10 protein-coding genes are annotated in these 13,547 nt (G+C 42.1%); 9 read left to right on the top strand and 1 reads right to left on the bottom strand.

The window, feature by feature from the left end; genetic code table 11:
* Positions 1 to 473 precede the first annotated feature (473 nt).
* Positions 474 to 1,838 carry a chromosomal replication initiator protein DnaA gene (gene dnaA / locus GXO74_00285; GenBank protein NOZ60095.1) on the bottom strand — a complete coding sequence of 455 codons (1,365 nt, stop codon included), beginning with the start codon at positions 1,836 to 1,838 and terminating at the stop codon, positions 474 to 476.
* A gap of 499 nt (positions 1,839 to 2,337) precedes the next feature.
* On the opposite strand from dnaA, the gene rpmH reads away from it, so the two are divergent.
* The 9 genes from rpmH (at position 2,338) to mfd (ending at position 13,415) form a co-directional block, all read left to right on the top strand.
* Positions 2,338 to 2,481 carry a 50S ribosomal protein L34 gene (rpmH, locus tag GXO74_00280; GenBank protein ID NOZ60094.1) on the top strand — a complete coding sequence of 48 codons (144 nt, stop codon included), beginning with the start codon at positions 2,338 to 2,340 and terminating at the stop codon, positions 2,479 to 2,481.
* Positions 2,482 to 2,522: 41 nt separating this feature from the next.
* A complete protein-coding gene (gene rnpA / locus GXO74_00275) occupies positions 2,523 to 2,855 on the top strand; it encodes a ribonuclease P protein component (GenBank protein ID NOZ60093.1) in 333 nt (110 codons plus the stop codon).
* Between the two features lie 67 nt (positions 2,856 to 2,922).
* A complete protein-coding gene (gene yidD, locus GXO74_00270) occupies positions 2,923 to 3,132 on the top strand; it encodes a membrane protein insertion efficiency factor YidD (protein NOZ60092.1) in 210 nt (69 codons plus the stop codon).
* 28 nt (positions 3,133 to 3,160) lie between these two features.
* Positions 3,161 to 5,032: a membrane protein insertase YidC gene (yidC, locus tag GXO74_00265; protein NOZ60091.1), complete on the top strand. Its 1,872-nt coding sequence runs from the start codon at positions 3,161 to 3,163 to the stop codon at positions 5,030 to 5,032.
* 79 nt (positions 5,033 to 5,111) lie between these two features.
* Positions 5,112 to 6,497 carry a tRNA uridine-5-carboxymethylaminomethyl(34) synthesis GTPase MnmE gene (gene mnmE / locus GXO74_00260; GenBank protein NOZ60090.1) on the top strand — a complete coding sequence of 462 codons (1,386 nt, stop codon included), beginning with the start codon at positions 5,112 to 5,114 and terminating at the stop codon, positions 6,495 to 6,497.
* Between the two features lie 57 nt (positions 6,498 to 6,554).
* Complete coding sequence (gene mnmG, locus GXO74_00255) at positions 6,555 to 8,441, top strand: tRNA uridine-5-carboxymethylaminomethyl(34) synthesis enzyme MnmG (protein ID NOZ60089.1); 1,887 nt, start codon at positions 6,555 to 6,557, stop codon at positions 8,439 to 8,441.
* Positions 8,442 to 8,471: 30 nt separating this feature from the next.
* On the top strand, positions 8,472 to 9,131 hold the full coding sequence (gene rsmG / locus GXO74_00250) for a 16S rRNA (guanine(527)-N(7))-methyltransferase RsmG (GenBank protein NOZ60088.1): 660 nt from the start codon (positions 8,472 to 8,474) through the stop codon (positions 9,129 to 9,131).
* Complete coding sequence (gene murQ, locus GXO74_00245) at positions 9,107 to 10,066, top strand: N-acetylmuramic acid 6-phosphate etherase (protein NOZ60087.1); 960 nt, start codon at positions 9,107 to 9,109, stop codon at positions 10,064 to 10,066. Before rsmG ends, murQ begins: the two co-directional genes overlap by 25 nt.
* A gap of 7 nt (positions 10,067 to 10,073) precedes the next feature.
* The gene (gene mfd, locus GXO74_00240; GenBank protein NOZ60086.1) at positions 10,074 to 13,415 is read left to right on the top strand and encodes a transcription-repair coupling factor; all 3,342 of its coding nucleotides are present in this window, start codon (positions 10,074 to 10,076) and stop codon (positions 13,413 to 13,415) included.
* The last annotated feature ends 132 nt before the right edge of the window (positions 13,416 to 13,547 follow it).

Genomic DNA, 13,547 nt, shown 5'->3' with positions numbered 1-13,547 from the left:
TTATCAATGAATTTTTTTCTTTTTGGATAGATTAACATTGTTTTGAAGTTTTGTTTTTAATAAATATAATAATAGAGAGATAAAAAATTAGTTATTGTAATAGAGATGTGGGTAAGGTGGATAACCTCAATTTTCGTCAAAGAAATACAATAGAAATAGCCTGCTAAAAAAATCATTGACTGTTGATAACATCTGTTTGTTTGTGAACTCATTGTGAATAAAGCATAGGGTATTGTGGATTAAAAATATTGTCACAAAAAAATCGTGAGTTATGCACACCTTGTTTTGGAAAATGATGCGGGAATGTGGGTAAAATGTCGATAAGAATTGCAGAAGAGAATGACTTATTTTTTAGACAATTAATCAATAAAAAAGTCGACTCTCTCATTTTTGATTGTGGATAACAGTTGCATTTAACTTTGCCGTTTTCTGGTGCTGATAGCCATCGATTTTTTTCGAGCTTAATTTGCACATCAAATGCTCTCTAATTCTATTTTTCTTTCGAGCGCCTGCACGTTTTCTTTTGTTTTTTTATTGGTTTTTATGAAATTCTCAACGGTTTTGATGGCGTGAATTACCGTTGAATGGTCGCGGCCTCCGAAATGCAAGCCGATGGTGATGTAGCTGTGATTGGTGTATTTTTTGCAAAGAAACATGGCGATTTGTCGCGCAAGAGCAATTTCCTTCTTTCTGTTTTTTGCGCGGATTAAATCTTCGGGAATGCTGTAATGGTCGCACACAATGCGCTGGATATCTTCGATACTCATTTGTCTTTTCCTGACCAGACGCAAATCTTTCAATACATTTTTTGCCAACTCGACGTTGATGTCTTTTCCTGTCAAAGACGAAGCGGCTAACAGCCGAATCAATGAACCCTCCAACTCGCGAATGTTAGTGGTGATGTTTGTCGCGAAAAGATGGATTATTTCTTTAGGCAACGTCAGTTGATTTTCCTCCGCTTTTTTCTGTAAAATAGCGATGCGGGTTTCCAGATCCGGCGCTTGAATATCGGTGACCAATCCCCATTGAAAACGAGAGATGAGGCGCTCCTCTATTCCCTTTAATTCTTTTGGCGGTCTATCGGATGTCAGCACAATTTGCTTTTTGTTTTGGTGGATGGTGTTGAAAGTGTGAAAAAATTCTTCCTGCGTTCTCTCTTTATTAGTAAGAAATTGAATATCATCCACAAGCAACACATCGACATTTCGGTAGTGATTACTGAATTCGGTCATTTTGTTATTCTGAATAGAATCAATGAAATCAATTGTGAACTTTTCGCTGGAAATATAAAGCACTCGTTTTGTCTTGCCGTTTGTGTTTCGCAGCAAGTAATTTCCGATAGCCTGGATTAGATGTGTTTTGCCTAAGCCGACGCCGCCGTAAATAACCAGAGGATTAAAACTGGTGCCGCCAGGATCGTTGGCAACGGCAAGGGACGCCGCCCGGGCGAATTGGTTATTGCTTCCTTCGACAAAATTATCAAAGGTGTATCTTTCATTGAGTCGATTCAAATAAAGCGACATTTTATCTTGAGCTTTTTCCGGCAATTTCAGTGGAGGCTGATTGACGTCGGCGGAAGTGTTTTGATCGACAACGATGGAATAAATAATTTTTGCTCCGTTTCCCATCTCTTCAACAGTCGCCGCGTCGATAATTTCTTTGTAGTGTGATTCTAAAAATTCATAAAAAAATTGGCTAGGCACTTGTACAGTCAATTGGTTGTCGAGTACGTTAATCGGCTTGATCGGATGGAACCAGGTCATAAATGCTTGCTCGTTTAATTTTGGCCGGATGATCTCCAAAATATTCGACCAGATGTCCACATGATTGACTGGCATTTTAAAACTCCATATTGCTAAGTTTACTCACAATGTCCACAACTTATTCACAAAACCGTTGTAAAGGCTTAAAAATTTATCGGTTAAAAATTTTGTGTCAATTTAACCGCAATCACGACAAGAATAATTCAGCGTTTAATATTAATTAAACATAACTTCATTAAAAACAAAAAAATATAGCGTTAAAAAATATGACTTTAATAATAAAATTTGGGTATTTGTTTTTTGGAAAGTCGGAATGGAAAACTCAAAATCAATATCCGTTGTAGTTATCCACAATTTCTTAAATAGAAGTAAGCTTTTCCCACAACTCTAATTTAAAAAAAAATCTGTCAAAGTCAATGATAAAACGTGATAATTTTAATTTGACAATTTTGTCATGTGCCAAATTGAAATAACTTGAAAAAAAACTTGACTTTTTCCAATATTTTTAATATTTTTAGAGTTTGAAAAATTATGGAATAAGAAAATATGAGCAGAAAGAAGAGGTGAGAGAAAAATGAAACGGACTTTTCAGCCGAGCAACAGAAAAAGAGTGAATAAACATGGCTTTCGAGCGCGAATGAGTTCCAAGGCCGGCAGACTGGTTTTGAAACGACGTCGCGCTAAAGGCCGGAAAAGATTAACTGTCAGCGATGAATAAAATTTACTGGTATGGGGTCTTCCCGAAAAAAAGCGAGGCTTTTGAAAAACGAAATTTTAAGAGGATACGGTTCTTTTGATCTGGTTTTTAAAAACGGGCGTTCGTTGCAAAAATCCCATACCATTCTATTTTATTTGAAAGCAGATGAAAAAAGAATCGGTTTTGTCGTTTCCAAACGAATCAGGAAAGCAGTTCACAGAAATCGATTGAAGAGAAAATTGAGAGAAATCTACCGCCAGAACAAGAATTTTTTTCCAGAAAAATATCACTGTATTTTATTGGCCAGGGGAACGAGTTATGATTTTCAAGAATTGAAAAATCAAATTTTAGAATTAGTATCAGAAATGAGGCGGACAGAAAAGATTGGCGAATAATAGTTCTCGTGATTTATTTCTTTTGATATTTAATTGACTGAACAAACATCTTAAAGAAGCGTCTGTTATGAAATACGTTTTCATGTTTCTTATTCGGTTTTATCAAAAGGCGATTTCGCCTTTTTTTTTACCGTCCTGTCGATTCTATCCGACATGCTCGCAGTATTCTTTTCAGGCCATACAAAAGCATGGGGCGATCAAAGGATTGCTGATGGCGATTTGGCGAATTTTAAGATGTAATCCTTTTAACAAAGGCGGGTACGATCCGGTAAAATAATTCATCACAAAAAAATTAGGTTTAATCAATGGATAAAAAAACTATAGCGGCGTTCGTATTAATTGGCTTGATTCTCGTTCTTATGCAGACGAAATTTTATAAAGAGAAAGTGTTAAAAATGTCGCCGGCAGATTTGACACAAAGCGTGGCCAGCGATAGTGCGCGGAGTGCAATTGCAGATAGCATCAGAACTGAAGCGAAAAAAGAAGCACAGCGTACCGCTCCCGTCGCAGCGGTTCAGATTGAGAATAAGGAACAACAGAATAAATCTTTGCCGTCCAGCCCTCTTGCTGAAAAGTTGGCGGCAGGGAAAAATGTGTATGTCAGCGACATCACGATTGAAACTGATAACTATGTAGCGAAAATTAATCCCCGCGGCGCCGTTATTTCACAGTGGACGTTAAAAAAATACAATTATGACGGCGATCAAAAAGTCGAATTAATTCAAAATCACGGATACGGAAATTTAGGTGTCGCTTTCATTTATCAGGGCGATACTTTGAATACGTATGACGCGATTTTCACTCCAAATAAGCGTAAAATAGACTTTTCAGACGGAAAAATGACAGATACGCTGAAATTTACTTTAGATCTGGGAAGAAATCGTCAAATCATAAAAACACTCGTTTTTCATCGAGATGAGTATCTTATCGATCTGTATTTAACATTTAAAAATTTGACAAACTTTTTTGATAACGGTATTTATTTCCTGAATTGGGAATCAGGTCTCAAATATGCTGAACTCGATTATCAGGGTCATATCAGCAAAGAGGATGTCAACTATTCCAAAGCTTACGTTTATCAGGGCGGTGAAAAAGAGGAATTGAAATTGCCAGACAAACCGGGTATTCGCAAGCAGAGGTCTGATTTTAGCGGTAGCGTGGATTGGACCGCGATTCGTACTAAATATTTCACCATGATCATTATTCCGGAGACGGATAAAGAAATTGAACCCACGTTGTACGGCGAGACGTCTGAAATTTATAAAGAAAAAGATTTAAGAAATCGCGTGTTAAAAAAATATGCGATTCATCTAAAAAATCAATTTCCGCCGACGTCCAATGCCAACATTGTTTCTTATCGTTATCGCGTCTACATTGGGCCGATGGATTATTTTCGCTTGAAAAAATACCATCCCACATTAGCAAAACTGATGGATTTTGGCATGTCAGTCATCAGGCCGTTCGCCAAATTGGTATTGAAAGTATTTATTTTTATGCACAAATTTATTCCCAATTACGGCGTAGTTTTGATTCTGTTTGCCATTTTGATTAAAATTATCGTCTGGCCGCTGACGCGAAAAAGTTATGGGTCCATGCATCGTATGCAGAGTTTGCAGCCCAAGTTAAATGAACTGAAGGAGAAATACGGCAAAGATCCGCAGCGATTGAATAAAGAGACGATGAAATTGTACAAAACGGAAGGCGTCAATCCGGTGAGCGGCTGTCTGCCGCAATTGTTACAGATGCCGTTGTTGTTTGCCATTTTTATCATTTTTCGCAATACAATTGAGTTGCGCGATGCGTCATTCATCTGGTGGATAAAAGATTTGTCCGCGCCAGACACGATTGCCGTGTTGCCTTTCTCCATTCCGTTTTACGGAAATCTGGTGAATGTGCTGCCGATTTTGATGGGTGTGACTATGTTTTTGCAGCAAAAAATGACCATGCGCGATCCGAAACAGAAAGCGATGGTTTACATGATGCCCGCGTTTTTTACGCTGTTATTTAATTCATTTCCCAGCGGGCTGAATTTGTATTACACTTTATTTAATCTCTTTTCGATGATACAGCAAAAATATATTCCGGAAAATAAGGCGACACCAGAGCAAGTTGTGGTGACAAAACCGGTAGTCATGAAACCTGTAGACCGCAATAAAAAGAAAAGAAATCGAAAATAGACTTCGAGAAAAATTTTTCTCATTTCAAAAAGCCCTATGACTCTGGTGGGGCTTTTTGTATATCAGATTGTTTTGATTTATGAAAAAGTACCAAACTGAAGATACAATTGCCGCGATTGCCACTCCTTTTGGACAGGGAGCAATTGCTATCGTCCGCCTCAGCGGTGAGAAGAGTTTTGAAATCGTGAAACGCATTTTTCGCTGCCAGAGCAATTTCGATGAGATTGAAAATTGGAAAGCGACTTACGGAAAAATTTATGACGGCGAAAATCTCGTCGACGAAGTGATTGTTATGAAATTTCAGGCGCCTCATTCTTTCACCGGCGAAGACTTGGTCGAGATAAATTGCCACGGCGGCGTGTACGTCAGCCAGCGAATTTTGGAATTACTCGTTGAAAGCGGCGCGCGATTGGCGGAGCCCGGGGAATTTACGCTGAGAGCATTTTTGAACGGCAGAGTCGATTTATCTCAGGCGGAAGCCGTCTCTGATTTGATTCAGTCGCAAACCGAATTTAGTTTGCAGGCGTCGCTGCGACAGTTGGAGGGAAAACTTTCCCTGCGAATTCGGGAAATTTACGAGCAGCTCATTCATGCACTTTCTTTGTTGGAATTGGAGTTGGACTTTGCCGAAGAAGATGTGGAATTTGTCGATCGCGCTGAGTTCATCGCCCAAGTGGATAAAATTCGCGAGGAGCTGGTACAATTAATTGACACTTACCAAGCTGGCAGAATTGCTCGTGACGGCGTGAAATTGGTTATCGTCGGCAAACCGAATGTCGGAAAATCGAGTTTGTTGAACGCACTGGCTAATGAGGAACGTGCCATTGTGACTGACATTCCGGGAACGACGAGAGATGCGCTGGAAGTGAGACTGGATATTCAGGGAATTTTATTTCGCATTTTTGACACCGCTGGCATCAAAAAATCCGATGATGTTATCGAGCAAGAGGGGATTCGCCGCGCCAGAGAATATTTGCGAGGCGCGGATATCGTCGTGCACGTCTTTGACGGATCAGAAAATATTTCCCGCGAAGATGTTGAAATTATGGATTTCATCGATCGGCAGCAGCCGGCAGGTTATGTTCGAGCAATAAACAAGAGCGATTTACCACAAAAAATCGAAAAAAAAGAGCTATTTAAAAATAATGTCAGAATATTGCAACTTTCCGCATTAAAAAAAATAGGCATTAAGCAGTTTGAAAATGAAATAATTTCATTAGTGAAAAGTTTTGCGCCATTGCAAAATTCGGAAGTAATGGTGACAAACCTGCGCCATTTTTCAGCACTGAAAAACGCTGCGGACGATTTAGAAAAAGTAAAAGAAGAATTAAAAAAAGGGCTTTCCTCTGAATTCATCGCTGTCTATCTCAGAGACGCCCTTGATCATCTGGGAGAAATCAGCGGCAAAGTGACCAGTGAGGATATTTTAAATCACATCTTTTCTCAATTTTGTATTGGAAAATAAGAATCGAATCGTTAACTTAATTGTTTCACGTGGAACAAATTTTTTAGAAAAATAAGAATGAGCAATTTCAGAGAACAGTACGACGTCATCGTTGTTGGCGGGGGGCACGCCGGAAGTGAGGCTGCCCTTGCTGCGGCGAGAATGGGAATGAAAACACTTCTCATCACCATGAATATTTTTACCATTGCCCAGATGTCCTGCAACCCGGCAATCGGAGGTCTGGCCAAAGGACATTTGGTGCGCGAGCTAGATGCTTTGGGCGGAGAAATGGGAAAAGCTATCGATGACGAAGGAATCCAATTTCGCATGTTGAATAAATCCAAAGGCCCGGCTGTGTGGTCTCTGCGCGCTCAGGCGGATCGACTGGGCTACAGCGTGCGTATGCGTCGTGCCATAGAAAAGCAAGAGAATCTGGATTTACTGCAGGCGATGGCCACTGAGGTGCTTGTAGAAAAAAACAAATGTGTTGGCGTTCGTATTTTTACCGGCAGCGAGATTCGTGGCAAAGCAGTGATTCTGACGGCGGGTACTTTTTTGAATGGGCTGGTACATATTGGCATGACGAGTTTTCCTGCTGGGCGAGCCGGGGAATTTGCCGCGACCGGGATCACTGAGAGTCTTGTGAAAATCGGTTTTCGTGCCGGCAGACTTAAAACGGGAACACCGCCGCGCATCGACGGCAGAACGGCTGATTTCACCAAAATGGTCGAACAGCCCGGAGACCCGGAGCCGGTACCGTTTTCTTTTCAAACGGAAAAAATTACCCAGCAGCAGGTGCCGTGTTTTTTGACGGCGACTAACGAAAAGACTCACGAAATTCTCCGTTCTGGATTTGTCCGGTCGCCGCTGTTTGCCGGGAAAATAATCGGCGTGGGCCCGCGCTATTGTCCTTCAATAGAGACCAAGCTGGATCAATTTCCCGACAGAATTAGTCATCAGCTTTATCTCGAACCCGAAGGCAGGGATACAAGCGAGTATTACGTGAACGGATTTTCTACTTCTTTGCCCGAAGATACGCAAATTTTAGGTTTGCGCACCGTGCCGGGGCTGGAAAATGTCAAGGTAACTCGTCTGGGCTACGCCATCGAATATGATTTTTTTCCGCCCAACCAATTGAAAGCAACACTGGAAACCAAGTTGGTGGAAAATCTCTATTTTGCTGGTCAGATAAATGGCACGTCCGGTTACGAAGAGGCAGCAGTGCAGGGATTTGTGGCTGCGGTAAATGCAACACGAAAATTACGCCATGAATCGCCTTTCATTCTCGATAGATCTCAGGCATACATTGGCGTTTTGATCGACGATTTGATTAATCGCGAAATCGATGAGCCATATCGTATTTTTACCTCGCTGTCAGAGTATCGCCTGCTGCTGCGCCAGGATAATGCGGATTTACGACTGTCGCATTTCGGGCATGGGTTTGGACTGATACCCGAAAATTTTTACCGACGCGTCACACAAAAGAAACAACTCATCGCTCGTTACATTGAAGAATTCAAAAAAACAATGATCGCGCCTGAAGATATTAATCCGATTCTGCAGCAAAGACAGCGGTCAACGATTTCTGAAAAGGCATCGCTGTACCATTTGCTCAAGCGGCCTGAATTAAAATTAGAGGATTTCGGGGGAATTTTAGACCACCCGCTTTTTAAAGCGGAAAAAGATTCGCTGCTGAAATCAGTTTGCGAGCAAGTGGAGATTGAAATCAAATACGAGGGATATCTAAAAAGACAGCAAGCGCAGGTGGAAAAATTTCGCAAGTTGGAAAACAAGAAAATCCCGGCGGGTTTCAATTTTGAAGATGTGGCGTCTCTTTCCCGAGAATCGCGGGAGAAATTAAAAAAAATACAGCCGCGTTCCATAGGTCAGGCTTCTCGTATTGCCGGAGTATCTCCTTCGGATATCGCCGTGTTATTGGTTGCCATGAAAAAGATGGCTGGTTAAAATGTTCCACGTGAAACAATTTGAAAGAGAATGAGAAACGAGGATAGAGAGAAATTAGAGAATATTTTTGCTCTGATAGGCGAACCGGGTTCTGCTTTTCAGATTAGCCGTTTTGCGCGTTATTATCAGTTATTGCAGCAATGGAATCAGCGCACAAATCTGATTTCTCGCAGCGATACGGCTCACATTGTTGAGCACCATTTTGCCGAGTCGCTGGCTATCTTCGCTGATTTTTTTGTTCCAAACAAAGGAAAAATGTTAGACGTTGGCAGCGGCGGCGGCTTTCCAGGCATTCCCATTGCTATTTTGCGTCCTGAACTTGAGGTTTTTCTCAATGAATCGAAACGAATGAAAGCGCTTTTTTTGAAGGAAGTGGCTGAAGGTTTGGATTTAAAAAATGTGCGCGTGATAATGGATCGCTGTGAAAATCTGCGGCGGGAAGATAACTTAGTTCATTCTTTTGATTTTGTCGTGACGCGAGCCGTGGCAAAACTCGCTGTCGTTTTTGGTTGGACAAAAGCATTGTTGAAAAAAGAAGGATTTTTCATCGCCTGGAAAGGCGGAGATGTGAATTCGGAAATTGAAGAATTGAAGCAAAACCATCTAATCGAAACGGTGAAAAGCAAAGAAATGGATCATCAATTAGTAGATCCGGCAAGAAAAAGATGCCTTGTGTACGTGAAAGTCTAAAATGGAGGAGTTGTAAGTTGGAATCAAATTTATATGAGAAGTTGAAAACGTTGGTAACTGAAAAGCAGAATCCTGACACAATGGGGCTGGATTCAATGAGTGTGGAAGAAATTTTGCTCGTGATCAACAAACAAGATAAAACCGTTCCCCTGGTAGTAGAGAAACAAATTCCTTACATTGCGCAGGCAGTGGAAATCGTCGTAAATGCAATAAAAAATGGCGGCCGGCTAATTTACGTAGGCGCCGGCACCAGCGGCAGACTCGGTGTTTTAGATGCCTCGGAAATTCCTCCTACTTTTGGAGCGGATAAAAATTTGGTTCGGGGAATCATTGCCGGCGGAAATAGGGCGTTAGTGGAAGCCCAGGAAGGCGCCGAGGACAGAAAAGAGGACGGAGCCCGCGATTTGATGGCAATTGGCTTTACGGCTAAAGATGTCGCGTGCGGAATTTCCGCCAGCAGAATTACTCCTTACGTCGTCGGAGCAATCGAACAAGCGCGAAAAATAGGTGCCAAGACGCTGTACGTGACCTGTACTCATCGCGAACAATTGGAGTTGGATGTCGATGTCGCGATTTGCCCTGTTGTCGGCCCGGAAGTAATTATGGGCTCTACGCGGATGAAGGCCGGCACCGCGCAAAAATTGGTGTTAAATATGTTGACCACGACGACCATGATTCGTCTGGGAAAAGTTTACAACAATATGATGGTCGATCTGCAGATGACGTCAAAAAAATTGGAAGAGCGCTCCAAAAGGACAGTGATCATGGTCACGGGAGTCGACTACGATACGGCGAAAAAAGTACTCAAAGAAGCGGAAGGTCATGTAAAAACGGCGTTAGTGATGATTTTGAAGGGCGTGGATAAAAAAGAAGCGCAGAGGCGGTTAAATTTATCGGACGGATTTGTAAGAAAGGCAATCGAAGGCAATTTTTAATCAAATTATGACAGTAGAAGACATTTTACATATTGTTGAAAAATCTCACCCGGTAAAGCGGATTCTTTCTGGTATTCAATCGAAAAGAGAGATTTACATCAAAGGGCTGGCAGGTTCGTTGCGAGCTCTTTTTTTAGCGGCGCTGTACAAAAACCTGCATCGCCCGATTATTTTTATTACGGGCGAAGAAGGGAGCGAAGAGCTTTTTCGCGACGATTTGGAATCTCTGTTAGGCCAGAGCCGAGTCGCTTCGTTCCCTCGTCTGAGAGAATTTGCTGCGAAAGGCTCTCTTTACGACGATCATCTCAAAAACGAACTGTTGTCAGCAATTCAGAAGCTTCTGGAAAAGAAAAAATTTATCACTATTTTGCCGGCAAAAACATTAGCGCACAAATTTCCTTCGTTGGCTGATTTCCGCGCGCAAAGACTATATTTTGAAGTCGGGAAAATTTTGGATTTTGAATTTGTCAAAAAAATGCTATCTGATCTGGGCTTTGTGCGCGAATATTTGGCAGAAAGCTGGGGCGAGATGAGCGTTCGCGGCGGCATCGTGGATATTTTTCCTTATGGAAGCGACTCGCCGTACCGCGTAGAATTTTTTGGCGATAAAATCGAATCGATCAGAAGCTACGACCCGGTTACGCAACGCTCGGTTAACAAGATTCATGAATTAGCGGTTTATTCTCAATTTCCTGAACAGACCGATGAAAATTCACTTTCCTTTGAAAAGTCAATTCTTGACTATTTTGATGATACTGCCATTGTGGTTGTCGACGAAAAGCCGCTTATCGAGAGAAATCTTGAAGAATTTTTTGGGTACAATCCGCAGCAAACGACACAACTCATTAAAAAACAAACAAATATGGGTGATTTGTTTTTTCCCTGGGAGAAAATTAAACAAAAGCTCGAAAAATTCACTCGTATCGAACACAATTCTTTTCTTCCTGACAGAGATTTTTCCGAAGTCATTGATTTTGGCGCCCAGGAACAGGAGTCGCTGCACGGAAACGTTAAACTGCTGAAGACAAAAGTAGCCGCTTATGCCGGAATGACCAATTCGGGGAGGAGCGAGAATCAAATTTTCTTTTTGTGCGCACGGGCAGAACAAGTAGAAAGGCTGAGCGAATTGTTCGAAGACGCCGGTGTAAATCTCGATAAAATGCAATTTGTCGTTTCGGGGTTGAGTCAGGGATTCATTTTTCGGCAGGGGCAAATTGTCGTTTTAACCGATAATCAATTTTACGGTCGCCGTTCTCGCTGGAGAAAGAGGAAAAAAATACCTCAGGGCTTGACGGTGCAGCAACTCAATACATTGAGCGTCGGCGATTTTGTGGTGCATGTGGATAAAGGGATCGGCATTTATCGCGGGCTGAAAAAAATCACCGTTTTGGGCCACGAGCGCGAGTGTCTGAGTATCGAATATCGCGACGGAGACATGCTGTATGTGCCGCTGGAGCGAATGGATCGCATCCAGAAATATTCCGCCAAAGAAGGAGCCATTCCCACAATTTCAAAATTGGGCTCCAAAGATTGGGATCGCTTAAAAAAACGGACCAAAAAGCGAATCAAAGATATCGCGCGGAAACTCACAGTACTTTACGCGAAAAGAAAACTCCAGTCTGGACACGCTTTTTCCGAAGACAGTTTGTGGCAAAAGGAATTGGAAGCCTCTTTTGAGTTCGAAGACACGCCGGATCAGCGCAAAGCGACGATAGAGGTAAAAAGAGACATGGAGAAAACCTACCCCATGGATCGCGTCATTTGTGGCGATGTGGGTTACGGAAAAACCGAGGTCGCCATTCGCGCCGCTTTTAAAGCGGTTAATGATAACAAACAAGCGGCTGTTTTAGTGCCGACGACCATTCTTGCGCTGCAGCATTATGAATTATTCAAGAAGCGGCTGGAAAAATTTCCTGTGAGAATAGAGATGCTTTCTCGTTTTCGTTCACGTTCGGAGCAGAAGTACATCATCGAAAAATTGGCGCAGGGAAAAATAGACGTCGTCATCGGCACACATCGGCTGCTGTCCAAAGATGTTCAATTCAAAAATTTGGGATTGCTGATCATCGATGAAGAACATCGATTTGGCGTCAACAAAAAAGAACAGCTCAAAACGAAGTACGTGAATGTAGATGTTTTATCCATGTCGGCGACGCCAATACCGAGAACGTTAAACATGGCGCTGCTGGGCATTCGGGACATGTCTTTAATCGCAACGGCTCCGCAAAACAGGCGCTCAATTCATACCGAGATTGCGCCGTTTAATTTGGATTTGATTCGGAGCGCTATTTTAAAAGAAGTCGATCGCGGAGGACAGGTTTTTTTTGTACACAATCGCGTGGGCACGATCGAGTCGATGGCAAATATCATTCGCCGCCATGTACCGGAAATTAGTGTCGCTGTAGCGCACGGACAGATGGATGAGCGGCAGTTGGAAAAAGTGATGTGGGATTTTGCCACGCGCAAGTACCATTGCCTTGTTTCCACGATGATTATCGAGTCCGGTCTGGACATTCCCAATGTGAATACTATGATTATTAATCGTGCAGATCGATTTGGTTTGTCTCAATTGTATCAATTGCGCGGCCGTGTGGGGCGCTCGGATCAGCAGGCATTTGCATATTTGCTGGCGCCGTCGATTAAAAGTCTGACCCGAGGTGCGCTCAAACGGCTACGAATTATTGAAGAATTTGCGGATTTGGGCGCTGGTTTCAATATCGCGATGCGGGATTTGGAAATCAGAGGCGCGGGAAATCTTTTGGGGACAGAACAAAGCGGCCATATTGTGGCGCTGGGATTTGATCTGTACACCAAGATAATCGATGAGGCGATTCAAGAATTAAAGGCGGAACAGGAAGGAAAACCGGTTGCCGAAATCAAGCCGCGGACAGAAGTGAAAATTATTTTTGAAAAAGACGCCTATCTGCCGGACAAATACATTGACCGACCGGAATTTAAAGTGGATATTTATCGCCGTCTGGCGAATGCGGCAGAAGTCGAAAAAGTGGAGCAGATTCGCGAAGAGGTCATTGATCGCTTCGGCAGAATGCCTGAACCCGCAAAAAATTTATTCAATTTTGTTGTTTTGAAATTGCTGGCGCAAAGAAATGATTTCAAAGTAATCAAGTTTTTCCCGCAAGAACTGTTGTGCTTTTTCAGCGATCGTATTGCCAAGGCAGCGAGTCGGGAACTAATTGAAAATAAAATCAGTTGGATAATAGACAAAGCACATGGTGAGTATCAATTTGTGCAGGGAAAAGAAGAGGGCTTTGGCATAAAAATTCTTATTCCAGAAAAGGAAGCGGATCCGCTCGAGTATGGGAAAAACTTCTTGATGAATTTAAATTAGCGGTTGAAGCTTTTTTTAGGATAATTTAACGCCCCAAAATAAATGGTAACTATTTGTTTATATTGGGCTTGTGTGTTTCTAAAAAATAATAGTGGATTAACCTCTTTAATTTCAGTTGGTTAACAAACTTGG

It is taken from the genome of Calditrichota bacterium (genome assembly GCA_013152715.1).
In the GTDB taxonomy this organism is placed as follows: Bacteria; Zhuqueibacterota; Zhuqueibacteria; order Thermofontimicrobiales; family Thermofontimicrobiaceae; genus 4484-87.
The sequence above is the reverse complement of the archived record's forward strand: the minus strand, read 5'-3'. Positions and strand labels throughout refer to the sequence as shown.